Source organism: Aeoliella straminimaris (genome assembly GCF_024054565.1).
Lineage (GTDB): Bacteria > Planctomycetota > Planctomycetia > Pirellulales > Lacipirellulaceae > Aeoliella > Aeoliella straminimaris.
In genome coordinates this window covers 230,384-255,049 of sequence record NZ_JAMXLR010000051.1, presented here as the reverse complement: position 1 = coordinate 255,049, position 24,666 = coordinate 230,384, and the positions used below count along the sequence as shown (strand labels likewise).

The following is a 24,666-nucleotide window of genomic DNA, read 5'->3' as shown; positions in this document are numbered from 1 at the left end:
CGCGGGGTGGTTATCGCGTGCCTGCGTTTTCGGAAAGCTTGTTGCTGAGAAACTCGTCGACGGCGTCGATGTCATCGGGATGGATCGTGACCTTGATCGGCAGCCAAGCTCGCGCCGCGGGCGCAATGAGTTTTAGCCTGCCATCTACTCGATCGACCCATTCGTATTTTTGCAGCCACTTCCAGGCTATGAACTTATGGCCGGGCACGTACATTCCGGTTTCGGTGCAAAGGACAGGGAAACTCTGCTGTACTCGAGGAATGAGGAAAAGGTAGCTCCATAGGATTCCCAGGCAGAACACTGCCGCGGCGTCCGGCAGGTAGGCCAGGTAATACCCGATCATCAGGGTGTTGATGTCTGGTTCTTCCGGAGGGAGTACCAGCACAGCCGCGGTGCCATACAGCAGCGCAATCACCACCAGGACCCGCCAAACGCTCCACCTTGGGTCGACAAGTTGCATGCGAAGCGGGAGGACTTTCTCTGCCAGGATGTCTGCGAGCATGTTCTGTCGCGCCGCTGCGAGCATCGCGAACAGTACCGCGACCAGTAGGATGCCGACCAATGCGTAGCAGCCGTGAGACCGTTGGCTGGGAGCGTCAGGTAGTGCGCTTCGCACCAATCGCATCCACGACAGAACGTACACCAACACCACAGCCACCACGGTCGTGGCGATGAGCAGAGTCTTCACGCGGAAGCGAACGTGGTTCATCGGTTCGAGGGGCAGAGATTTTTAGGCGCGCCCCATTCGTTACAACCGCTACGGATCGCTGGCGAAGTAGTAGGAACCATGGATAACCGTGAGGGTGAATGTGGTTTCCAACGTTTTCGCAAGGGAGGGGGCACAAACTGGATAGGCATGACCACTTAGTTTATCGTCGCGTCGCCAAAAGTGCTGGAAAGAGTGTACCCGATCGCTTAATCTAGAGTCTTCCGTGCTGAACTCTTCATTTTATTGGGGCCCCGTTCGATGTGTAGTATTTGCGGTCGGTGTTTGACATGGATTGTGGTTGCGGGACTGTGGTTGGTTTCCACCGTCGCGGTGGTCCATGCCGAAACATACGACATCGGAGATCGTGTCGAAGCCCAGCGCGGTCACGACTGGATTCCCGGTACGGTTGTCGGTGGTAGTGGCACCCGGATTCGAGTGCGGCTGGACGACGACGGTTCCTCGGATTCACTGCCGGATGACGTTCGCGAAAAACGATTGTTGCGCAACTACTATGTATCGGAACTTCGGCATGCGAAGGGCGCCGCGGCCACGGCTCCCGCGCCTTCATCCACGCGCCCGAGTCGAAGGACGCTGTCCGTGCCTTCCAGCAGCGAGAGCGCGAGCCCGTTTGATAGTGCGATGTCGTCGGTTGCATCGCGGACCTGGTCGGACCAGTCGGGCCGATTCAGTATCGATGCCACATATCGCGGTATGAATGGCGCGAAGGTGGTGCTGGAGAAGTCGGACGGGTCGCAAATTGAAGTGCCGCTCGATAAGCTTTCGTCCGCCGATCAGGACTATGTGAATTCGCAGGGGGGTGATCCGGAGAACCCGTTCGCCGTGGCCTCCAGCACACCAGCGATCGCTCCGTCTCGTAGTGCTCCGTTGCAGGCCGACAAGTCGGGCGCGCGGACACTGGCACCCCAGACGTTTGACGGCTGGACGTTCGAACCCGAAACAACCTTGGGATCCGACGCGGGGAGTCTCCGCCAGCGGACACTGACGCTCTCGGCGATTCCCGATTCGGATCCGTTCTTCGAGGACAACAAGCAGCTCTATTTGGCAGCCTCGGGACAGCGTGCCGTGTTGGTACGCGAGCAGGGGGCCGTGGCCCGCGACAAGAAGCTGTACTTGGAGTCGTTCGACCTCGCGGCAGGTAAATCGACCGCTTTGGCGCCGCTGCCCGACGAGGTGGAAGTGTTGGCCGTGGATCCCGATCAGGGACTCGTCGCCTACCGGCCCGATCACTTTGGGCGTGGCAACACCGATCTGACCATCGCGCAACTGCGGGGCACGCAGCTCGCGCCGGTCGCCACTTGGGTGCCCTACGGCGATGAGCGGATGGGGCGTGGCACAGAGGTCGAAGCGGCGTGGTTCCTGCCCGAGGGGCGAATCATGACCCTTGGCCAGTTTGGCGATGTGCTGACCATTTGGAATGCATCGAACGCCAAGGCCACCACGTTGGTGCCGGTGTCGCATGGATTCGACGACGAGGACCTGGCTTTGAGTCCCGACCGGCGGTACGCAGCCCTGAAGATGGATTCCGGCATTGCCATCGTCAACCTGAGTTCGGGCGAGCACGAGGCGACGATCGCCCTGGCAAAAGGCGCCGCACACCTTGGCGTGGACCGACTCGCTTTCAATGCCGACAACACGAAGCTGGCAGCCGTGGGCCATCTGGGCATCTTTGTGTGGAATCTGCAAACGGGCACGCTGCTGGGGCACTTCGATCACGAAACCACGTTTCCCTCGGCCAGCCTGTTGTGGGCCGGCGACTTCTTGTTCCATCAGAACCGGTACCTCTACGACTTTCACCGGCACATCCTCCTGTGGGAGTTCGAAGGCATCTCGATGCACAATGGTGCCAGCAGAATCAGCAACGGAGTGCTCTGCATGGTGAACAAAGGGCGCGGCCACGATAGCTCGCAGTTACGCTGCATGCCGTTTCCCACGCCCGAGATGATCCAGACCGCCGAACGCCTGGGGCCACCCGAGTCGCTGATCGTCGCTAAAGCCGGTGATCCCGTGGCGATCGAACTCGATATCGACGAGCGGATTATCTCCACCGAGCAGGTTCGCGCGGCCATTGTGGCCAACCTGGAGAAGTCGGGCTACGTCGTGGCCGACAAGTCGGACACCGTGGTCAAAGCCGTGTGCAAGCAGCTGCCCTCGCAAACCATCAAGATTGGACAAGGGCGGTCGCGATTCAGTGTGCAACCCGGGGATATCGTCGAACGGACGATTACTCCCAGCCCTTCCTCGTTGACCCTCAGCTACAAGGGGCAATCGGTCTGGCGACGGGGCAACATGGGGCAGCCTGGCATGACCATCTGGATGCGAGATGGCGAGACGCTCGATCAGGCACTCACGCGGTTGACGACACCCAACACCAAGCTGTTGACCGATGCCACGTTTCCCACCGAGATCGTGCGTCCCGGCAAAGCGTCGCGCAACGGCGCCTACGGCCTGACCGATCTGGACAGTGGCGTGAGCGGTGGCGGGCGTTTCCAGTGACGGCGGCCTGGATCGCTTTCATCTTTGGTGTTCCGGTTTGGCTTGTTGTGTCGCCCGGTGCTTTGTCGGCCTGCACCGACGGATAGCAATTCGGCTGCTTCGGCCTTCGCGCATCGGACCAACACCACGGCGCCAAACCAGCAAACCAATTCTGAAAATGCTCTAAGACCGCAGCACCATCGCCGCGCACCCCGCGGCAATCGCCCCGAGCACCAACCACAGTACCCACGTGCGGGGTTCATCGCGACGGTATTCCGCCTTGGGCACTTCGGGCAGGTGCTCGATCAATTCGTCGGCCTGTTGTTCGCCAAGTTCGTCGGTCAGGTGCTGCTTCAAATAGCCTTGCACCGTTCGCGCGCTGAAGGGGCGGTCGTGCGGGTCTTTCTCCAGCAGTTGCACCACGATCTTCGCGAGCCACTCCGGGCAGTCGACCCCTTTTTCACGCAGGCCGATCGGCTGGTGGTGCAGATGCTGGTCCCACACCTGGGCAAAGTTCGCGCCCGTGAACGGGGGGTGTCCTGTTAGCATCTCGTACATCACGCAGCCCAGCGAATAGAGATCGGCCTTGTAGTCCATCCGCGCGTCGGCCTGAATCTGCTCCGGCGCCATGTAGGCATAAGTGCCCACGGTGACGCCGTGATCGGTGATTTCGGCCGAATGAGTGTCTCGCGCGATACCGAAGTCACCCAGCACCAGATTGCCTTCAGCATCGAAAAACAGGTTGCTCGGTTTCAGGTCGCGGTGAACAATTCCATGGTTGTGGGCATGTTGCAGGGCCGAGGCGATCTGAATCGTGTACACGGTCACAATCTGCCAGGGCAGGGGGCCGCCTTTCGCGAGGCGGTCCTTCAGCGAGCCATGGTCGAGCAATTGCATGGCATAGAAGTGCTGTCCTTCCATGATGCCGCCGCCATAGTGCCGCACGATGTGCGGATGATTCAACCGCTCCATGATCATGATTTCCCGCTCGAAGCGGTTGACGATGTTTTCGTCGCCCGAGACGTTGGGATGCAGCAGTTTCACCGCCACCGGTTCGTCGATATCGGGGCTCGTCGCGCGGTACACCACACCGACCGTGCCCATGCCCAGTTGCTCGCCGAGCTTAAAAGTTGCCTTGGTGGGCAGGAATTTGAGTTTACGAACGGTCATTCGGACAAGGCGGGAAAGATGAGAAGAGTCGCCGGTTATGCGGATATTAGCAGTCTAAAAATAAGTTTCGCCCAATCTTTGCCCCGATGCAAGCAACCTTTCGCTTGATCTTATACAGGCGATAGCGGCTGCCCGCCGTTTGGCTGGTTTTGGCACACGCCCAAAAGCAAGCAGCGGGGTGGTCGATTTCGCCCACCTATATCGCGTTGGGGGTTTCCCAAAATGTGGTGCAAGGGATAGCATCGAGTTCTTCCCTCCCCCCCGAAGAACCCGAGTAACCGTTTCGCCACCCCCTGGCGAGCGTGGTAGGCTTCACAACCCTCGGTACTTCCTCAAGATCAAAACAATGACATTCCTTCTGAAACAAACTCGCCACCGCGATTACACCGGCTTCGAGGAACTGGCCAACACCATCACCCATGGACTGGCCGCCTTGTTCGCCGCGGTGGGAATGATCCTCTTAGGCATGTGGGCCTGGCAGAGCGGCAACATCTGGCACCTGGTTGGCACTTGCGTGTTTGGCCTGACGATGGTGGTGTTGTACGCCGCTTCCACGATTTACCACGCCGTGCCCGAGGCCATGCAGAGCGCCAAATGTCGCTGGCAACGGTACGATCAGTCGGCCATCTTCCTGCTGATCGCCGGCAGCTACACGCCGTTCATTTTGTCGAACATGCGAACTCCCATCGGCTGGACCTTGTTGGCGTTCGTGTGGATCGTAGCCCTGGTGGGCATCGTGGGCGAACTGACCGAGCGAACCAACTCCACCAAAATTCGCGTTGGCATCTACCTGCTGATGGGCTGGTCGTGCCTGATGGCCATCGGGCCGATTCTGGAAGTCATCCCGGCGGCCGGCATGGGGCTCATCGCCCTGGGCGGCGCAGCCTACTCGCTGGGCGTTGTGTTCTTCCTGTGGCGACAGCTTCGCTACCACCACGCCGTGTGGCATTTGTTCGTTATCGCGGGAACCGCCTTCCACTACATGGCCGTGGTGTACTACGTACTGCCAGCGGCCGTGGCGTAGGGCCCCGCGTCCATCGTTCATAGCAGCAGCCGATAGCCGGCGAGCAATCCCTCTCCGGCCACGAGTTTTCGCTGCGCCGCAGTGTTGGGGAGCAACTTCTTTTTGGGCCCAATGCTGGTGATCTACATCCGTGGGCCCAAAACTCGAGCGGTTTTGGTCACCCCCCGAGTGGTTTCACTCGGTTTTCTTCGACCAAACCAATCGAGGGAGGGGACAAAACCCCGAGAGTAGTCCCCAGCTACTCAGCGAGTTGTCCCAATACTCCCAGGTTGGCCCAAAACTCTGGAAAGGTTCAAATCCTGGATCAGCTCCCGCCACCCACGGCTGGCGCCATCGGCTCACTTACTCTCCTACTCACTTACTCTCCTACTCACATACTCTCCTACTCACATTGCCCTCACACCAAGGCCCCAACGCCCCCCGTTTGCCGAGTGTGCACACCACCCTGCAGCACCATTGGAGCACACCCCCATTCGATTTCTACGGTAACTTTTTTACACGCGGCAGATTCACGTGCTTTGGGGGGCATCGAAAGCGTTTGAGAACCAAGCCGGAAACCGCGCTGGGCGAGGTGGGTTCTGAGCTTCTCGAATCTATTAAGGAGAGCGGCGCCGACGCGCTTTCGGAAGTTTTGTAGCTGAAAGCGGTTGTGACAACCTCAGCGACTTGAGTAGGTGCCTCGAAACACGCGTAGACGTTTCACGCCGACGCACATTTACTTGCATTGAGATTTCTGGAACCCTAAAAATGAGAAAGCCGGTCCCTTCGCTGGCGGTACTTAGTTGAGATTGCCAAGGAGCCTACAGCAAAGAATATAAGGTCCATCAGAATGCCAGAAAACCCTTATTCATCTTCGGGTGTCGAAGCACAGCCTCGGGATTCAACGGGGATGTCCGTTGGGGCCGTGGTTCGGGAGATTCTGAAGTATCTGGGAGCCTACTTGGTGGGATCACCTCGATTGCGCCGGTGGCGTCCATTGTGGCTTGGTTTTCCAATTGGGTTTATTGGCACGCTGGGAGTCTACTACACTGCGGCGGCATCGATTTAGCCGATGGTTTGGTATGTAGCTTGGGTGCTTGGGTGTTTCACTTCTGTGCTCTTTCGCCATCGCTCAATAGTTGCGATATACTGTTGGTCGAGCGCACTTCCAGTTTTCGCCGCATATTAACGCCGTGAGTAATTCAATGGGTCAACGTGTCCTGCGGATGCTCCATTGGTTTGCTTTTGCAGCCTGCTGTATGGTGCTATTGGTGTCTTTGGTAATGTGGCCGCGTAGTTATTTCTACGAAGATGGGACTTGGATAGAGGTATCCAAAGAAGCATACGTTAATGCGGGGCCACTATCCGATGGGGGTGTCTTAATGATCGTCGTCCCGCTGGATGGACCTCCCTGGCCAAACAGTCGTGTGCCGTGGGAAGAAAGGAAGTTCCGTTCGGTTCAGAGGCCAACGCAAGATTCCTACCCCAACTTTCTTCCTTGGTGGCGCGCTTTCAATCCCGGTGCAAGCGGTTCCTATGTTGTAATTCCTTACTATTTCATCGCACTTGGAGCCGCCTGGGCTGCCTCGCTTGCCTTTCTGCCGCCACTCTACTTCTTGCGACCCTTCAAGCGGTTTCGGGTTCGGACCGCCTCGCTCCTTTACCTTACAACGACAGTAGCGATAATCGTCGCTTGCCAGGTGCACCTTGGAAATGGCTTCGCGGTTATTGCCTTCGAGTGCTGTTTGCTAGTGTCGATCTTGATCGTGGCGCAACGTAATGGTCGACGTTCCAAGGAACCAGCCTAGAATTCATCGGCCGACGCAGCTTTCACAGGGCCGCGAAACTGTGAGCGGTGTGCCCAACCTCAGCGGTTCCGCAAGTTCCGTATCTGACAGCGGTTGTGACATCCTCGCTCATTTGAGTGGCGAGCTTTGGCGCGTCGGTCTTGGCCACCTCTGCGCCGTAGCCAAACCGCTAAGGCGCCGCGGGTGATGCAACTTCTGCACTTTCAGGAGTCCCGAATCTGACCGAAGTGTGACAACCGACGCGAGTTTGATACTTGTCAGATTGCGCTCCGAGAGTTCCACCCCTAGCAGTTGGATTGGCACTCTCTGGCGCCAATGTCTCGCTTGTCCGACAGTGCTGGGCTGGGTTCCAGAGGCACACTGGGGGACGTGCCGGACGTGCCCGCATTGGCAACGGACGTCACGACAAAGTAGGGCGTGTCTCAAAACCAACCTCATGATACATCGATTTACGTTGAATTCTGCATCGCAGACAGGGAGAATCACGGTTCGGAACAAGCTGCAATAATTGCAGATTTCACGAACTTGCTGTCCTGTTGAGCATCTGACGCCATGAGAGCAACGAACTATTTGCAGTCTGCCGATGTGATGAGCGAGTCCGCTTCGATATCGGCACGAACACCAATGCCAACGCTCTGCTACAGCTTCTTCGCCGTCGTCCTCGCCATCGCGTCAACCGAATCGGCGTTTTCCAGAGAGTTGCCGGCCTTCCCCGGCGCGGAAGGCTACGGCGCGGCGGCGCGCGGAGGTCGCGGTGGACGAGTGATCGCGGTAACCAACTTGCATGAGTCCGGTCCGGGCAGTCTGAGAGCAGCAATCGAAGCGAAGGGGCCGCGAATTGTCGTGTTCCGTGTTGCAGGAACGATCGACAGCAAGGGTAAACGGTTCAGCATCAAAAACGACAACATCACGATCGCCGGCCAGACGGCTCCCGGTGACGGCATTTGCCTTAAAGGCGATCTGGCGCTCAACGCCAACGACGTCGTCATTCGTTACATCCGCGTGCGACCCGATCCGGTGTCCCGCGAAGTCGACGCGATTTTCGGCCGTTACAAAAAGAACATCATTCTCGATCACGTCTCCACAAGCTGGAGCAGTGACGAAGTGTTGTCGGTGTACCATAACGAATACGTCACGATCCAGTGGTGCCTGATTTCCGAAGCGTGTGCAAAAGGCGATTCCGGACACCGTTTTGGCGGTATTTGGGGCAACAACTTCGGCACTTACCATCACAACTTGATTGCCCACAACGACAGTCGCAATCCGCGCTGGGCTTCGGGCTGCGGCTACAACGACTACCGCAACAACGTGATCTACAACTGGGGCTACGAAAGCTGCTACGGCGGCGAAGCCCGCCAAAAAGGCGACCGGAGAAATCCACTCATCGAACATTCGACGATCAACATGCTTGCCAACTACTACAAACCCGGCCCGGCCACGCGAAGTGAAGTGAAGGATCACGTCGCGAAGCCTTCGTCGAGGTGCGAGGGGGATTCAGGCAGTTGGCACGTGGCACGCAACCATGTCCATGGTTTTCCCAAGGTAACCACGGACAACTGGCTGGGTGTGAAGGGCAATCGGTTCAAAAGACTGACCGAGCCGTGGGACGCAATGCCGATCAAGCAGCAGTCAGCGGAGGAGGCTTACGAAGCAGTCCTCGTCCACGCAGGTTGCTCGTTTCCCAATCGCGATTCGATTGACGCCCGCATCGTCGAAGAAGTTCGCACCGGCACGGCAACGTTTGGTGCCAGCGGCATCATCACGACGCCGAACGATGTCGGCGGTTGGCCTAAGTTGAAGTCAGCAGAACCGCCGGCGGACACCGATGAAGACGGCATGCCTGACGACTGGGAGAAAGCACACGACCTGAACCCCGACGACGCTTCGGACGCGACAGAAGACCGCGACGATGATGGCTATACTAACATCGAAGAGTACGTGAACGGATTGGTAACTGATGCGGCATCGGCTTTTAGCCAGTGAAACCATCGGGGTGTCACAGGCTTCCATTCTATGAAGCGGTAATTGCCAAGCGACTTGCTGGAAGCTTATCCCACGACTATTCACTTTGGAAACACGCAAAATGAACACTATACATCCTTCACGCCTGATTCCCTCGATAATCCTAGCCTGCCTGACCACCTTCGCATCCGCGCAGCAAATTGACGCCGTCTCCGACAAACCCCGGGTCATCGTCACGACCGATGGGGAGATCGACGACGAATGCTCGATGGTGCGGTTCCTGTTGTACGCGAATGAGTTCGACGTCGAGGGCATCGTGACATCGAGTTCGCAGTATCACTGGCAGGGGCACAAGTGGGCGGGCGATGATTGGATTGAACCGCTTCTGGAGGCTTATGAAAAAGTCTATCCCAACCTCATCCAGCACGACCCCGACTATCCCACACCGGACTATCTAAAGTCCATCATAGTGCTCGGCAACGTCAAATCGGAAGGCGACATGGATGAAGAAACGGTGGGCTCACAGTTGATCGTCAAAGTCCTGCTGGACGAGTCCGACAGTCGACCCATCTGGTTGCAGGCGTGGGGCGGACCCAACACTATCGCGCGGGCGCTGAAAACGATTGAGGAGGAGCATCCGGATAAGATGGCCGAGGTGGCAAAGAAGATCCGCTTCTATCTCATTTGGGAGCAAGATGACACCTACCAGAAATACATTCGGCCGCGATGGGGCAGGTTCAACATTCCGACGATCATCTCCGACCAGTTCATCGCCTTTGCCTATGAAAGCCAGCGGAAGGCCGTACCCCAGGAAGTGCAGCGATACTTTTCCGCAAAGTGGATGAACGAGAACGCCTTGCAAAACCATGGGCCGCTGCTGGATCTGTACAAAGCACACGATGATGGACGTTTCCGGTCCGAAGGAGACTCGCCCGCATTCTTGCACGTGATTCCGACCGGTCTGCGCAGTGACGAGTCACCCGACTGGGGCGGCTGGGGCGGTCGATTTACCAAAGTCCGCGAGAACACGTGGCTCGATCCTGTTGTCGAGCGTGGCTACGAGTATCCCAAGGGTCGTTGGTATGGCAGTTCGGCATGGGGTCGCAGACGTGCAAAACGCGAGACCACCAAAGATCCGGAACTGGCTGCCTACCTCAAACCTCAATGGCGCTGGATCGATGTGATTCAGCAAGATTTTGCGGCACGAGCCGATTGGTGCGTGAAGCCTTACGACGAAGCCAACCATCCGCCCGATGTCAAACTGGCCCACGACGCCGACTTGGAGGTCAAACCGGGCGAGGCTGTTTCGCTGAGCGCTGCCGGAACCAGCGACCCCGACGGGGACGCATTGACGTATCGCTGGTGGCAGTACGAGGAAGCCGACTCGGTGGCATCCCGGGTAGACATCGACAATGCGGGCCAGCAAGAGGCCAGCTTGGTCGTCCCCAACGAGCCCGGCAAACAGATTCACATCGTTCTCGAAGTTACTGACGTTGGGACGCCGCCGCTTGTTCGATACCAGCGCATCGTATGCAACATTGAATGATCAAACACAGCCAAAGGCCGGGGTATCAGGAAGGCCCACTCGGGTGGCCCCGGAGAACACCCGAGTGGTTTGTATTCAGCGCAGTTCTTGGGGCTCTGCAACTGCCGTCGGTACTCATCACTTCGCTCAGATTCGACTCCGGCCACGGCGCCGAAGCTGGACCAACACCAGTGAGTTGCGTCCGATGGCAACTGACAGAGGTGTCCTCTTCAAAGACACACCTCGTGCAGTTTCGCAGATTTCTTGGCAGCAGCGGAGTGCCCATCCTCGGCGTCTTCGGAAGTCCCGTATCTGACAGCGGTTGTGACATCCGCTGCGAGTTTGGCCTCGATGAGCGCTAGGCAGGGGCGGCCTATCACGCAGAAAACGGGGCGACAACCGCGCAACCCTCAGCTATGATTTCAGTTACGGGGATTCCCAGCCTGCGCGTTAGGCCGCACATTTGCGGTCTACAGGTGATAGGCAGAAAGTTCCTATAACTAAGTTATTTGCCTTAGTACGCGAGATGCCAATCATGCACTACCTAACACGGAGTCTCATCGCGGGCGTTACGGTACTGGTTGGCTGCACCGGAAGCCAACCGAATTCCATCAACGCTCCATCGAAGCCTGACCATCTGATCATGGGCGAAGGCAGCTCGATAAGTGATGGCCTATCGATATCCAACGGCAACGTAGTCGTCATAGACGACCAACCGGGAATTGCGTTTGCGACGGTTACACCACCAGGACAATCCAAGAGAGTCGCGTATTTCTTGGTCTTCAATCACGATCGACCGAACGCCCGGGTGAAGACTGAAGGCGGCAGCAGCGGGTCAACCGCTAATACGTTTCATACCATCAACACCTTCGGGAATGAATGCACGGTCGAGTACGACGTCGTCCTGAAAGATGGGACCGAATCCATTGAAACAGAAAGCATTTCGATCTCCGACACAGAATACGATTCATCCAAAGGACGCGTATTCCTAATCGACATGGAGGCTACACCGCCCAGTGTTACACAACTCAACCTCGACCTGCCAGCTGACGTACCCGCGCTAAAAGAGCCAGATGCCACTAAACAGTTTGGGCAGGATACCTTGAACGCATTTCGTAAAGCCGACAAATCCGTGGATGATTTCTGCCGATCAATCGAAGCAAGAGGCAAGTAACACAGCGGAGAAAGAGAGCCGCCGATAACGCGGGACTTTGAAATCATAGTTTTTGGTGGCGGCCCCGTTACCGCTGTCGTTATCCGAGAAGAGAGCCAAATGGACAACTCGATCCTCGACAAGATTGAGACTAGGCTCGCAGCAAATAGGCCGGACTATCACGCGCTGTTGAACCCTCCCGCTCAACAATACCTATTCAGCGCCCTCCGCACAGCGGTCGGCATCACCTTGCCCGAGGGCTTGCGATCGTTTTACCTTTGGCACGATGGTCAGAATTCGGCGTCGTTTGAGCCACTGGTCGAGAATCTGACATTCATGACCCTCACCGAGATTGCGGCGATACATCAAACACACTCAGACGTTGCTATCTTCGATCAATGGGATGATGATTTCTGGAGACCTTGCTGGATTCCCTTTTTATCCAATGGGGGAGGTGACTATTTGTGCGTCGCTTCCGAAACCACTGGAAAAGTGCCGATTGGCTCTGTCTTGTGGTATGATCACGAGACTTCCGATCGGGAAATCGTGCATCGACATTTCGATGATTTCCTGAATGATCTCTACGATCGAATGGTCAATGATCGCCTCGACGTCGGATAGCAAAAAAATGCACCCGAGTCGCGAAGCCGGGCGTTTTGAGACTGGAAAATCTCTCGTCGCGACCGGGTGATTTTAGATGTTATGGAATTCGTCGGCAGCCCTCAACTGACCGCGGTGTGCCCAACCTCTGTCTGTTGGCTAAAGTCCGAATCCGCTGAGGTGTCCATTACCTCGGCTAATCAGCATCCCAAGTAAGGGTCCTCAAGAGTGCCACGCCAAAGCATTTTTGCCCGCATGTACGGCAAGCTACTCAAGGCCATGTGGCCCAGGTGGGTTTAGCGGCTCCGGGGCTGAGGGGGGAGGCCGCCGCGGCTTACCACTTCTGCTGGCCGGTGATGGCCAGCACGGTGGTCCACATTTCTTGTTCGGGGTCGATGCGTTTGATCTGCCCGGTGCTGATTGCCAGGGGCACGTGCACCGTGTGGTTTTGCCAGAGGCCGATGAACAGGTCGGTCTTGCCGGCCATCGCGGCGTGGGCGGCCTGGCGGGAGAGTTGTTCGCATAGCAGGCTGTCGGCGGCGCCCGCCGGCACGCTGCGAATGTTGTAGCTGGGGTCGAAGTACTTGACGCCCACTGGCAGGTTGCGTCCGGCAAAATGGGCGTTGATCTGTGCCTTGAGAAACACGCCAATGTCGCCCAGCTTGCGATTGCCCGACTTGTCGAACTCGTCGCCATGCCTGGCGAGCAAATGCTGCCCCGCGCCCTCGGCCACCACGATTACCGCGTGATCGCGGACCGCCAGGCGGCGCTCGAGTTGTGCGAGGAGTCCTTTGTCGCCCTCCAGTTCGAACGGCACCTCGGGTATCAGCGTGAAGTTCACTTCGCCGCTGGCGATGGTGGCGGCCGCGGCGATGAATCCCGCTTCGCGGCCCATCAACTTCACCAGCCCCACGCCGTTGGGCACGCTTTTGGCTTCAATGTGGGCACAGTCGATCACCTTTTCCGCTTCGGACACGGCCGTCACAAAGCCAAACGTGCGGTAGCAAAACTTGATGTCGTTATCGATGGTCTTGGGAATGCCCACCACGGCAATGTCGAAGCCTCGCCGCGCCACTTCCTGGGCAATGGCGTGCGCGCCCTTCTGGGTACCGTCGCCACCGATGCAGAACAGCATATTGACTCCCTCGTGATGCAGGAAGTCGACCGTCACCGCGGGGTCTTGTGGGCCTCGCGACGTGCCCAGGATGGTGCCCCCCTGGTGATGGATGGGCTCGACCAGCGCAGGGGTCAGTTCGATGGGGGGAATGCCCTCGTTGGGGTTCAGCCCCTTGTAGCCATAGCGGATGCCCAGCACCGTGGGCACACCGTAGCTGCTGTGAAGCTGGTAGTACAGGTTCCGCACCACGTTGTTGAGCCCGGGGCACAGCCCGCCGCAAGTGACGATGGCGGCCTTGCTCTTCTTGGCGTTGAAATACACCTGCTCGCGCGCGCCGGCCTTCTCGAAGCCGATCTCGGCGACGTTTTCCCCTTGCAAGTAGTCGATGTCGTACAGCACCCGGGACTCGTCGGGCATAAACCGGGTATGCACGCCGTCGTGTAATAGCGGTGAATCGTAACGCCGCTCGCCAAGTGTGGGGATCGTCAGGTCGGATTGTGTTAGCATGGTGGGGTCTCGCAATGCGCCGGGTAGCCTACGCCGAACAGGATACCAACGATCCGGTGGCATGGGGAGCGTGGGCGGACGGGCAAACAGGGGAAACAACCGCATGGCAACTGGATGGCGAAGTCGATTACCCGGTATTTCGCTGCGTGAGCTGCTGGGGATCATTGCCTTTGTGGCGGTGGCGTTTGCATCGCTCTTGAACGCTTCAGAAGGTTGGGCGATCGCCGTTTTTGGCTTGACGATCGCCCTGACGATCGTGCTGGCAATCGTTGCCGTCGCCGAGAGAGGATCTCGCCAAACCGCGGCCGCCGGGGCGCTGATCGCGATGCTCGCGTACGCCGTGTTGTGGACTCAGCAACCGGAGACAACTTTGGAGGACAGCTGGGATCAGGTGATGGGTGTCGATCCCGTGCTAACCGACAAGGGGTTCCTGCTCACCTCGAGGGCTTTGTACGCGGCGTGGCATCGAGTCAATGGCACGTACATGGTCGAGTGGGAGACAGGACGCGTGGTCGAGCAAACCGCACCGAATTACCCTCCCGCGTACGGACAGGGCAATGTTCCGCAAGATCAAGTGCCGCCCAATTGGAGTGGAGGCGGACTCATCTACAAAGGCCTCCCCGTTCCCGAGCACTTCCTGGCGGTCGGCCACTGTTTGTGGGCCATCCTGCTGGGCTATCTCGGCGGCAAGTTCGCCGTGTGGATCTTCGCGCGTCGCATAGCCCGCGAAGAGAACGTTGCCGGGGGGAGCCCGACATGACAGAACGTCCTGCTGGACTATGGCGTTTATCACTTCGCGAACTGCTGGTGGTTGTGGTGCTGCTGGCCGTGATCTGCGTGGCATTGAAGTCCGCGACTCCCCTGTTGGCAGATTTGTGCACCACGGCGGTGCTGCTCGTCATGGCGACGATGACCATCCTCGCCCTCGTCGGGCGTGGCCGGTGGCAGGCGTTTGCCATCGGGTTTGTCATCTGGGGTCTGCTCTTTTGGGTTGCCAGTTGGCAGACGGGGCGTGGTCCCGGCAATCTGCTGCCCACCGACGCCTTTGCCGATTGGGCGCACCAACGCGTGGCGGTGCCTTACGACTACGACCCGGAGACGGCCACGATCCTGGGACCTACCGCCGGCCGCGACAATCGGGAAGGTCCCAGGGCCGAAGTCGAGCTGAGTTCGTCCTTTCCATCCATGCCATTCTCCTCGCCCTTTAGCCCCGAAATACTTCGCGAGGTCGAACTTCCAGGCAAGGTGGAATTCGCCAGCATTCTCGATGTCGGCTGGACGCTGGCCTTGGCCTACCTGGGTGGCAGGTTCGCCGTGTGGGTTTACCAGCGACGCGTATCGCAGCAAGGCATCAACAGCGAAGGTCAGCCGTTATGACAGAAACTTCACCCGGATCGCGGCGTCCGTCGCTTCGCCAACTGCTGGTGTTCATAGTGCTGCTGGCCGTTGCCTGGGCGGCGCTCAAATTTGCTTCCCCACTGCTGGCCGGAGTGGTTACCACGGTGGCGCTATTGGTCTGTGGTGTGATGGCCGTGTGCGCATTCGTCGATCGCGGGCGGCGGCAGGCCTTCGCCATCGGATTCACGGTGGTGGCGGTCGGGTTTACCTACGCTGTGCATACCTATGACGACGATAACTACCTTCGCGCCCTGCCCACCACGCAGTTGATGCAATGGCTGCACGGACAGATGGCCACCGAGTGGATAGTCGATCCTTCGACGGGCGAGCGAGTCCGCCGGCGGCACCAATCGGAACCGGAAGCGGCATCCATCTACTATGGAGGTTCATCGCCCCCGCTGCCCGATTTCATGTCCGACTCTTCGACCACCTCGCCCTATACCCAGCCGTTTGGCACCCGGCCGTTTGGTGCCCGGCAAGGGAATGTCGTCGCCCGCTACTTTCCCGGAATTCAAGAGTTTGTCGCGGTCGGCAATTCGCTGTGGGCGCTGCTGCTAGCGTATCTGGGTGGCAAATTCGCGGTGTGGGTTTACGCGCGTCGCATCGAACGCGAAAGTGGTAGTAGCGTACCCGCCTCCGGCGACACGTAGGTCGCCCATCATTCCGCAATCGAGAGTCCGCATTCGTTTTGAACTACTTCACCCACGCTCATCGTTGGATCGATCGCGACGACTGCGATCCCTATTGGCTTGCCGGATTGGCCGTGCCCGACTGGTTGGGCGTGGCGGCGCGGCGGACCAAGTGTCGCACCAAGCACGTGGAGCCTTCGTTCGACGACACCGATCCGAGGGTGGCCGCGCTCGCGCGAGGTGTTGCGCAGCATCATGACGACGATCGCTGGTTTCACGAGACCAGGGCGTTCGTCGAGCTCAACATGCAGTTCAGTCGCCGGATTGTCGCGCACTGCAGCGAACGCACCGACCTTCGCGCGAGCTTCCTCGCCCACGTGCTGGTCGAGCTGCTGCTGGACGACGTATTGGTGCAACAGAACGAAGCTCGCCTCGGCCATTACTACCAGCGCATGTCCGAGGCCGACGCCGGGTGGGTCGCCGCGCAGATCGAGGGCTTCAGCGGCAAGACCGTGGGGCGGCTGGCCGAGTTCATCGACAAGTTTGTGGAGCTCGAGTTCGTGGCCGACTATGCCGAAGACCGTTTGCTATTGTTTCGCTTGGGCCAGGTGATGAATCGCGTGCGCTTGCCAGGTTTGCCCGAAAGCTTCGGCGAACTGTTGCCGGAATTCCGCCAGCAGGTTGCCGCAAGATCCGACGAGTTACTGCTAGCACCGCCCGCGGCGCGAACCTTTTGGCCACCGCGCGCGTAATCTTAGTTGCAGCAGAAGTGGTGAGCCGGAAGCGTTAGCCCGGATGGTGCTTCCAATGTGCTGGCGCTTCCGGCCTTTTTAGGATTTTCTCGGCTGCATGCTTTTCGAATGGAAACACGTGGTGGAATGGAGGACAGACGATGATGCCGATTGCTGGCGCGCGGTTGCGGCGTGCGCTGTTACCTCTTCTTTGGGTATCAGCCAGTTCCGCGCTGGCGGGTGAACCCCCTGTGGTGCAATTCGATTTGCCCAAGCAGCTAGTAGCCCACCATGTAGTCGAAGCGGTGCAGCCCAGCGCTGCGCGATTGATTGAAGTCACCGTGCCCGTTTCTGCTCGAATCCTGAAGGGCAACGCGGGCGGGGTCGACGAGATTGCCATCGAGATCGACGGCCGGATGTCTGGATTGGTGGTGCACGACTTTGCGCCGCAAACCACGCTCGGCAGCGAACACGCCGGCGATATTCAAGTCACCACCACCACGGAGAAAGCGAGAACCTTCGAAGCCAGCCTGGGTGGCCAGTCGCCCATGCCTATTGGCGATGTGGTGGCCCAGGTAACCCCCAGTATCTCGGGCGGTTCGAAAGATCGTACCGCCGAGACAAAGACGACTAGCCGCTTGCCACCCAAGCGTCCCATCGTGGTCAGCGGCACCATCAACGAGAGCCACGGCGCGTTCTTCCAGCTGCGTCCGTCGTCGCAAACCACACTCGAAGGGCAGCACACCCTGTCGGTGGTGTTTCGAGTGCCCGACGATTGGACCGCCGGCCAGTTGGAAGTCCGCTGCTGGGCTCGCGGCGAGCGGCAGATCCTGTGGTTCGACCAACCCCAAGTGTGGGGCAGCACTCGCCGCATCGTGTCGATCGCTCTCGCCCAACCCCAGCCGCCCACGATGGCCGCCAAACGTCACATGGTCGCCAAGCAACCCACTGACGAAATCGGCGAAGCCTGGGTGCCGGTGAAGGAGTGAGGGCAAAGCGTCCCCAGCCCGCGACGGAAGCCGCGGGTTTGAGCCGACCCGGGTAGCGGCTGCGCCGCAACCCTTCGCTGGGAGGCACAATGGCTTCGGCACCATGAAGAGTCGAGTCGTTCTATCCCGAAGGGATAGCGTCGTTCAACCCAGTGTTGCGGCGTCAACCGCTACGCTGGGTAAGTTTTCGGAATGACGGGTACGCGGCCATGTGACTTGCATATCTTGCCTAGTTCCGCGGCGATTTCTCCTGGCTTGCGAGTCAAGCGACTTGCCATTCCGCTGGCGATTCGCGATATTGACAGACGTACACTTCATGCGCCCGAGTAAGGAGACCCGTCGTGGCCAGCTCGTCGACCGATTCTTCCACCGAACCGCTGCTGTTCCGCCTGCCCAAGTCTGCCCGCGATGGCGAGTTGCCGCGTGAATTGCCGCTGGAACTGGTGGTCCGCGACCGCGAAGTGATCGAAGCCTTGCTGGAGCAGGAGGAACTTGGAACCCGCAACACGTTTGCCCTCGACGCCCTGCGAATCGGTGTCATGGCGCTGCGGCACGCCAACACCCGACTCGACGCCGATCTGTTACGCCGCGAGACCTCGCAGCTATTGGGCACGCTTTCGCAGACACTCGAGCACTATTCCAAAAACACCGGCGAGCAGCTCAATCGCACGCTCAAGGAGTATTTCGATCCCAGCGACGGGCGGTTTAACGAACGCGTGGGGCGTTTGGTCTCGCAGGATGGTGAGCTCGCGAAGCTGATGCGAGACCAGATCGACGGCGAGAATTCAAACCTCGCCCGCACCATGCTCACGCACGTCGGCCGTGAAAGCCCGCTGATGAAGATGCTCGACCCCGCGCAGTCCGAGGGCCTGCTGGCCGCGCTGCGTCAGGCCGTCGAAGGGCAACTCACCCAGCAGAGCGAGAAGGTGCTGAAAGAGTTCTCGCTCGACAATCGCGAGGGCGCATTGGCGCGGCTGGTTGCCGAGCTCAACACCAAGCATGGCGACCTGACCAAGGACCTGAAGGAAAAGATCGACGAGGTGGTCAAGGAGTTCTCGCTCGACGACGACGGCTCGGCCCTCAGCCGGTTGGTGCAGAATGTCGATCGCGCGCAGAAGACCATCACCAGCGAATTCTCGCTCGACAACAACACCTCTGCCTTGTCGCGGCTGAAGGAGATGCTCGAAGCCACGCAGGGGGCGATTCACAAGAACCTGACGCTCGACGAAGATGGCTCGCCGCTCTACCGCTTGAAGAAGGAACTGCACGAACTGTTGGCCGAGGCCGACAAGAAGAACGTCGAGTTCCAGCAGCAGGTGAAAGTGGCCCTGGCCGAGATCACCACCGCCCGCAAAGAGGCCGAGCGTTCCACTCGGCATGGCGAGGTGTTCGAAGACGCGGTTTACGAGTTCGTCGCCCGCGAGGCCCAGCACGCCGGCGACATTGTGACGCCCACCGGCGCGACGACCGGCCTGATCAAGAACTGCAAGAAGGGCGACTGCGTTGTGGAGCTTGGCCCCAGTTGTGTGGCGGCCGGCGAGAGAATCGTGGTCGAAGCCAAACAGCACGGCGGCTACACGTTGGCCTCCGCTCGCGAGGAACTGGAGATCGCTCGCAAGAACCGCGACGCGGGTATCGGCCTGTTCGTCTTTTCCCGCCGCCTGGCGCCCACCGGCATCGAAACCTTCCAGCACTTCGGCAGCGACATCGTCTGCGTCTGGGATCCCGAGGACCCTTCGACCGACCTCTGGCTCCGCGCCGCGATGGTCACCGCCCGCGCGATCTCGGTCCGCCAGGCAGGCAGCACCGAATCGCAAAAAGTCGACTTCGAGACGATCGACCGCGCGGTACTGGAAATCGAAAAACGCGCGGCGAACCTCGACTCGATCCGCACCACCGCCAAGACCATCATCTCGGGCGGCGAGCGGATCATCAAACGCGTCGATACGGACGAGAAGTCGTTCGAAAAGCAGATCGCGCTACTCCGAGAGAAGCTGAGCGATGTGAAGACGGCGCTCGGGTGTGAGGAAGGCTCGGTTGAGTAGTGTATTTACCCTGCCTCTGGGAGGGTCGCGGCTGCATTTGCCGCGGGGAGGGTGCGCAGGACCAACGCTATCCCAAGTGCAAACTGCGGCCCATTGCGGTCTCGGCCACGCTCCGGCGGATGGAGAATCTGTTCCTCGACCGCCGAGACATTCACCTATTAAACCCAGGGCGGCGTTTGGCTCGTTCCTCGCCTCCACTTACCCTGGGCTATCCTATTTCGCTCCTTCGGAGCTGGGTGGTGGTGGACGAGAACACCCGCATCCGTGCCAATCGGTGTTCATCTGTGGCTGAAATCCAGGCCCGCCCAACGGACGCAGCTTCATAGCGATGGCTGATGCTTAGGTGTTCTTGGCTCCGCACCCTCCCCGCGGCTGAGACCGCGACCCTCCCGGGGGGAGGGTGAAAGGATGGCACGATTGGAAGGGTAAAGTGAAAACGTTAGTCGTCGCTTTCGACTTCGTCTTCCCACTCGACCACCATGACGTTGGTGCCCAATTCTTCCACCAGGCGGCCTTCCAGGCTGTCTTCTGCCGCGCGGTGTTTGGCGATCCGTTTGGCGCGGGTGCCTTTGGGCAGTTGGCCGAGATGGCAGACCGATTCGCCGGGGCTCACGGCTGGTAGCGTCGTCATCCCGATCACCACCGCATCGAATGGTGCCGTGAGCACGCTCCGCTCGTGGCCCAGCAGGTTGGTGTTGGTGGCTAGTGGCTGGTCCTGCTCGATCATCTCGCCCGGCTGGACGTGGAACTGCAAGAAGCCGCCCCGTTCGGCACGCACCCACTTGGTCTTCTCGATGGTCACCTGGTAGTCGGGCCGCTCGGGCGGGTCCTCGATCATGCCGAGCTCGGCCAGCACGTTGCGGACGCCTCGCACGGCCGTTTCGACGATGGCCGGCTCGACTTTACAGACTTCGCCCCCTTCGAGGATGATGCTCGGGCGGCCGGCGGCGGACGCCTCGCGGCGGAACGCGCCCGCAGGACCTTTGCCGTTGATGATGAAGTCGCAGCCGAACGCCTCGGCGATGCGCAGCACTTCGGGATTCGACAGATCGCCGCGGACGTTTGGGTAATTGGTCCGTCGCGCGGCGGCGGTGTGCAGGTCGATGCCGTAGTCGCCGCGGGCGACGATTTCGTCGAAGATAGTCCGCGCCATGCGGCTTGCCAGGCTCCCCTCGGGCGAGCCCGGGAACGAGCGGTTCAGGTCGCGCCGGTCGGGCAGGTACCGCGAGTGGCGGTCGAAGCCCAGCAGGTTCAGCACCGGCACCAGCACCAAGGCTCCGCTGGTGAGCTCCAAGTGCTCGTCCTGAATCAGTTGCCGAATGGCGCCGGTGCCATTGATCTCGTCGCCATGCAGGGCGGCCGTGACGAACACGGTTGGTCCGTCGTTGTGACTGCGGCGGACATGGATCGGGATGCGGACCGTCATGCCGCTGTAGCTTTCGGAAACGGCCAAGCGGATATCGCGGGCTTCGCCCGGCGCGATGCGTTGGCCGTTCCAGTCACCTACGGACTTCGCTTCAAGTGCCCGCTTCATTACGAGTTCTCTTCGTGGTGGTCTTCCTGTGGCGGCAAGTCTTTGATCTTCGGTCGTCGCCGCCGCCTGGTCTTCTCGGGCACCATGTCCCGCATACGTTCTAGCTTACCAAAGCACAACAGCCGGTCGCCCGCTTCGAGTTGCCGGTCGGCTCGTGGGTTGGGTATCACGGTAGTGCCGCGATAGAGCGTCAGCGCGTTGATGTCCTTTTCCCGCAAGCCCGACTCCTGCACGGTCTTGCCGATGTACTCCGAGCCATCGGGAATGTGGATTTCGGTCACGCCGTAGCCGGTGCTCACCGTGAGTCGCTGGCGGAGATCGATTTCGGGGAAGTCGACCTGGGCGGCAATGTAGTCGATCACCGCGCCGGCAATGTCGAGCTGCGTGCAGGTCTCGATGCCTTCGAGCCCGGGCGACGAGTTCACTTCCATGATTTGCGGACCGCTGTTGCTCTCCAGCATGTCGACACCGGCGATGCGGAGGCCCATGATCTGCGCGGCCCGCACGGCGGTGGCGGCGTAGGTGTCGTCTAGCTCAACCACCTCCGTCCGCCCGCCACGATGGACGTTGCTGCGGAACTCCTGCCCCTGTGCAACGCGCCGCATGGCGGCAATCACACGGTCGCCGACCACGAACGCCCGCACGTCGCGACCTTTGCTTTCGGCGACGAACTTTTGCACCAGCACACTTTGCCGGGCGGACTGCAGCGTCTCGATGATGGCCTCGGCAATTTTCACCGAGTCGGCCAGGATCACGCCCACGCCCTGGGTGCCTTCGAGCAGTTTGATGATGACCGGTGCGCCGCCCACGCGTTCGATGGCCGGCAGCACGTCCTTCTTGTCGCGGACGAACGTCGTCTGGGGGATGCCGATCTGATGCTTGCTGAGGATCTGCAGCGAGCGGAGCTTGTCGCGAGAGTTGGCGATGCCAGCCGACGAATTGGCGGCGAACACGTCCATCTGCTCGAACTGTCGCACCACGGCGGTGCCGAAGTAGGTGATCGACGCGCCGATCCGCGGCAGCACCGCGTCGTAGTGGCTCAGGTGCTTCTGCCGGAAGTACAGGTCGGGCTCGCCCTCCTCCAGATCGATGGCGAACTTCAGCGTGTCGAGCACCTTAGCCTGGTGGCCACGCTGCTCGGCCGCTTCGCGGAGGCGGCGAGTGCTATAGCAGTTACGGCTGCGTGAGAGGATGCCGAGCTTCATGAATTTTTCTCTTTCCGATCTTTGCCCGAAGGCTTCGCGAGTTTCTTTTTTTTCTTCTTAACCGATTTGCGTTTGGCCTGCGCCGGCTTGCCTCCGAAATACGAGGCGCCAGCGTCCACCAGCATTCGCCCCCGCACGGCTTCGCGTCCCAGCAGCATGCGAAATCCCATCTCGTCGCGGTTGGCGAGCGTCAATTCGATGGGCCACGAGGTGCCGAGCGCCTCGACCGTGGTGACGATCACCGGCCGTTTCTTGGCGTGGCCGCTGGAGCTGCGGACCTTGCGGAATTCGAGCACGGGGGCTTCCACCTCGATGGTTTCCCGGCTGCTCCGCTGGATGGGGTGGACCTTAAAGCGGACAAAAGGCTTGCCGTCCCGCTCGAACACCACCATATCGAAGGCGTGCAGGCTACTGGAGCGAGCCCCTGTGTCGATCTTCGCCTTGACCTTATCCACTCCCAAGTCCGGCAGGGAGACCCATTCGCGCCAGCCAATGACAGGAAGAGATTTGGGATCGGGCTTTTTCAAGATTCTGGGATCGCAGGGGTTTGCAGGACGATGCCAAACACCCCATGATTATCGCGCAAAAACAGCATGCGCGTCGAGCCCCTTAAAAGACCGCAACATCGTAAATGTCATTCAGTAGGAGGATTAACGACGGAAGAATCGCGTGTGGAGCGTGTTAAGAGTTGGCGAGTGCGGGGGCTTGGGTATTCGAGCTTCCAGCCGTGACACTGTTTGGTCGTTCTACGACCACAACTCCTCGACCGCTTCGCCTTCGTCCACCAGTTGGATGGGACGGCCGATGAGGCTCATGTTCTCGTGGCTCGGGTCGATGCCCAGCAGCGTGTAGATGCTAGCGAACAGATCCTTCACCTGCACGGGGCGCTCCGTCACGTCGGTGCCGGCCGCGTTGGTCTCGCCAATCACCTGCCCGCCCCGCACGCCCCCGCCGGCCAGGGCGACGTTGAACGCCCGTGGGTAGTGGTCGCGGCCGTTGCGACCGTTGATCTTGGGCGTGCGGCCGAACTCGCCCATCCAGACCACCAGCGTGTCGTCCAGCATGCCGCGTTGACGCAGGTCGGCAATCAGTTGCGCCATTGGCTGATCGATTTGTCCGGTGAGGTTGGCCACTCGCTCGAAGTTGTTGTCGTGCGTGTCCCAGCCGCCGACGTTTACCTCGACGAACGTCACGCCGCGCTCGATCAATCGCCGCGCCATCAGGCAACTCGAGCCAAAGTTGGTCCGGCCATACGCGTCGCGCATGGCGGACGACTCGCGCTCGATGTCGAAGGCCTCCATTTTGGGGCTGAGGATCATCTCGCTGGCCGCGTCGACCAGCTTGCGATGGTCGTGCACCAGGTCGGTTCCCTCGGCCGCCGCAAAGTCGTTATCCAGGCTCTGCAACAGGCCCAGCCGACGAGTGTAGCGATCGCGGCTGGTGGTCGGCTCGCTGTTGGCCGGCGGGCGGTCGGCGTTCTGCAGGATCAGCGGATCGTAATCGACGCCCAGGAACCCCGCATTGCCGGAGCCCTGCCCGCGGCCGCCAATCCGCACGAAGCTCGGCAGTTCGCAGGCCGCATCGCCAATCTGATGGGCGACGTTCGAGCCGAGCGTGGGGAACTTCACCCCACCCATCGGCAGATAGCCGTGGTGCATGTAGAAACTGGCCCGCGGGTGGCTGCCTTCCTTGCTGGTCATCGAGCGGATGATGGCGATCTCGTCCATCACGTCGGCCACGCGGGGCAGGTTTTCGGCAATCTGAATGCCCGATACCGCGGTGGAGATGGCCTTGGTCTCGCCCCCGTTGGCATGGTCGGGCTTGGGACTGAAGGTCTCAAACTGGCTCGGTCCGCCCGCCATCCACAGCAGGATGCACGCCTTGTTGCGCTTCCGCAGATCGTCGGCCGCCAGGGCGATGGCGTCGGTCCAACTCACCGCACCTACCGCGGCCCCAGCCACGCCCACGGCACGCAGGAAGTCCCTCCGCGAAGTAATGCCATGTCGATTGGCCGTGGCGCGGATGTGATGTTGAAGGCGGTAAAGCATTGCGGGGGCTCCGAAAAGTGAATGACGAACGACCAAATAC

Annotated in this window: 19 protein-coding genes; 12 read left to right on the top strand and 7 right to left on the bottom strand. The window is 59.9% G+C overall.

From position 1 onward, the window contains the following. Positions 1-10: 10 nt before the first annotated feature. The gene (locus NG895_RS14790; RefSeq protein ID WP_252853286.1) at positions 11-709 is read right to left on the bottom strand and encodes a hypothetical protein; all 699 of its coding nucleotides are present in this window, start codon (positions 707-709) and stop codon (positions 11-13) included. A gap of 258 nt (positions 710-967) precedes the next feature. On the opposite strand from NG895_RS14790, the gene NG895_RS14785 reads away from it, so the two are divergent. Further along, positions 968-3,223: an SHD1 domain-containing protein gene (locus NG895_RS14785; protein WP_252853285.1), complete on the top strand. Its 2,256-nt coding sequence runs from the start codon at positions 968-970 to the stop codon at positions 3,221-3,223. 162 nt (positions 3,224-3,385) lie between these two features. Here NG895_RS14785 and NG895_RS14780 read toward each other — a convergent pair whose 3' ends face one another. Next, the gene (locus tag NG895_RS14780) at positions 3,386-4,372 is read right to left on the bottom strand and encodes a serine/threonine protein kinase (protein WP_252853284.1); all 987 of its coding nucleotides are present in this window, start codon (positions 4,370-4,372) and stop codon (positions 3,386-3,388) included. Positions 4,373-4,718: 346 nt separating this feature from the next. On the opposite strand from NG895_RS14780, the gene trhA reads away from it, so the two are divergent. The 5 genes from trhA (at position 4,719) to NG895_RS14755 (ending at position 12,444) form a co-directional block, all read left to right on the top strand. Continuing rightward, positions 4,719-5,396 (top strand): PAQR family membrane homeostasis protein TrhA, encoded by a 678-nt coding sequence (trhA, locus tag NG895_RS14775; RefSeq protein WP_252853283.1) that lies wholly within the window; start codon positions 4,719-4,721, stop codon positions 5,394-5,396. A gap of 2,339 nt (positions 5,397-7,735) precedes the next feature. Continuing rightward, positions 7,736-9,166 carry a pectate lyase family protein gene (locus tag NG895_RS14770; protein WP_252853282.1) on the top strand — a complete coding sequence of 477 codons (1,431 nt, stop codon included), beginning with the start codon at positions 7,736-7,738 and terminating at the stop codon, positions 9,164-9,166. A gap of 100 nt (positions 9,167-9,266) precedes the next feature. Continuing rightward, positions 9,267-10,691 carry a DUF1593 domain-containing protein gene (locus tag NG895_RS14765; RefSeq protein ID WP_252853281.1) on the top strand — a complete coding sequence of 475 codons (1,425 nt, stop codon included), beginning with the start codon at positions 9,267-9,269 and terminating at the stop codon, positions 10,689-10,691. Positions 10,692-11,205: 514 nt separating this feature from the next. Then, positions 11,206-11,844: a hypothetical protein gene (locus NG895_RS14760; protein ID WP_252853280.1), complete on the top strand. Its 639-nt coding sequence runs from the start codon at positions 11,206-11,208 to the stop codon at positions 11,842-11,844. Between the two features lie 99 nt (positions 11,845-11,943). Next, on the top strand, positions 11,944-12,444 hold the full coding sequence (locus NG895_RS14755; RefSeq protein WP_252853279.1) for an SMI1/KNR4 family protein: 501 nt from the start codon (positions 11,944-11,946) through the stop codon (positions 12,442-12,444). A gap of 313 nt (positions 12,445-12,757) precedes the next feature. Here NG895_RS14755 and NG895_RS14750 read toward each other — a convergent pair whose 3' ends face one another. After that, positions 12,758-14,047 (bottom strand): ATP-dependent 6-phosphofructokinase, encoded by a 1,290-nt coding sequence (locus NG895_RS14750; RefSeq protein WP_252853278.1) that lies wholly within the window; start codon positions 14,045-14,047, stop codon positions 12,758-12,760. A gap of 103 nt (positions 14,048-14,150) precedes the next feature. Between NG895_RS14750 and NG895_RS14745 the strand changes: the two genes are divergently transcribed. From NG895_RS14745 to NG895_RS14720, 6 genes are all read left to right on the top strand, one after another. Next, complete coding sequence (locus NG895_RS14745; protein ID WP_252853277.1) at positions 14,151-14,807, top strand: hypothetical protein; 657 nt, start codon at positions 14,151-14,153, stop codon at positions 14,805-14,807. Next, the gene (locus NG895_RS14740) at positions 14,804-15,424 is read left to right on the top strand and encodes a hypothetical protein (RefSeq protein ID WP_252853276.1); all 621 of its coding nucleotides are present in this window, start codon (positions 14,804-14,806) and stop codon (positions 15,422-15,424) included. Before NG895_RS14745 ends, NG895_RS14740 begins: the two co-directional genes overlap by 4 nt. Then, on the top strand, positions 15,421-16,095 hold the full coding sequence (locus NG895_RS14735) for a hypothetical protein (RefSeq protein ID WP_252853275.1): 675 nt from the start codon (positions 15,421-15,423) through the stop codon (positions 16,093-16,095). Before NG895_RS14740 ends, NG895_RS14735 begins: the two co-directional genes overlap by 4 nt. Positions 16,096-16,133: 38 nt before the next feature. Then, entirely contained in the window at positions 16,134-16,826 is a 693-nt protein-coding gene (locus NG895_RS14730) for a hypothetical protein (RefSeq protein WP_252853274.1), read from the top strand. 140 nt (positions 16,827-16,966) lie between these two features. Then, positions 16,967-17,794, top strand: coding sequence for a hypothetical protein (locus NG895_RS14725; protein WP_252853273.1), 828 nt, complete (start codon positions 16,967-16,969; stop codon positions 17,792-17,794). A 341-nt stretch (positions 17,795-18,135) separates the two neighbouring features. Next, positions 18,136-19,839 carry a hypothetical protein gene (locus tag NG895_RS14720; RefSeq protein WP_252853272.1) on the top strand — a complete coding sequence of 568 codons (1,704 nt, stop codon included), beginning with the start codon at positions 18,136-18,138 and terminating at the stop codon, positions 19,837-19,839. A gap of 439 nt (positions 19,840-20,278) precedes the next feature. Here the strand turns inward: NG895_RS14720 and NG895_RS14715 are convergent, their stop codons facing one another. The 4 genes from NG895_RS14715 to NG895_RS14700 form a co-directional block, all read right to left on the bottom strand. Then, positions 20,279-21,373 carry a succinylglutamate desuccinylase/aspartoacylase family protein gene (locus NG895_RS14715; protein ID WP_252853271.1) on the bottom strand — a complete coding sequence of 365 codons (1,095 nt, stop codon included), beginning with the start codon at positions 21,371-21,373 and terminating at the stop codon, positions 20,279-20,281. Then, positions 21,373-22,578, bottom strand: a complete 1,206-nt coding sequence (locus NG895_RS14710; protein ID WP_252853270.1) for a RimK family alpha-L-glutamate ligase — start codon at positions 22,576-22,578, stop codon at positions 21,373-21,375. The genes NG895_RS14715 and NG895_RS14710 overlap by 1 nt, the downstream gene beginning before the upstream one ends. Further along, complete coding sequence (locus NG895_RS14705) at positions 22,575-23,105, bottom strand: ATP-dependent zinc protease family protein (RefSeq protein ID WP_252853269.1); 531 nt, start codon at positions 23,103-23,105, stop codon at positions 22,575-22,577. Before NG895_RS14705 ends, NG895_RS14710 begins: the two co-directional genes overlap by 4 nt. 219 nt (positions 23,106-23,324) lie before the next feature. Continuing rightward, complete coding sequence (locus tag NG895_RS14700; RefSeq protein WP_252853268.1) at positions 23,325-24,626, bottom strand: DUF1501 domain-containing protein; 1,302 nt, start codon at positions 24,624-24,626, stop codon at positions 23,325-23,327. Positions 24,627-24,666: the final 40 nt, after the last annotated feature.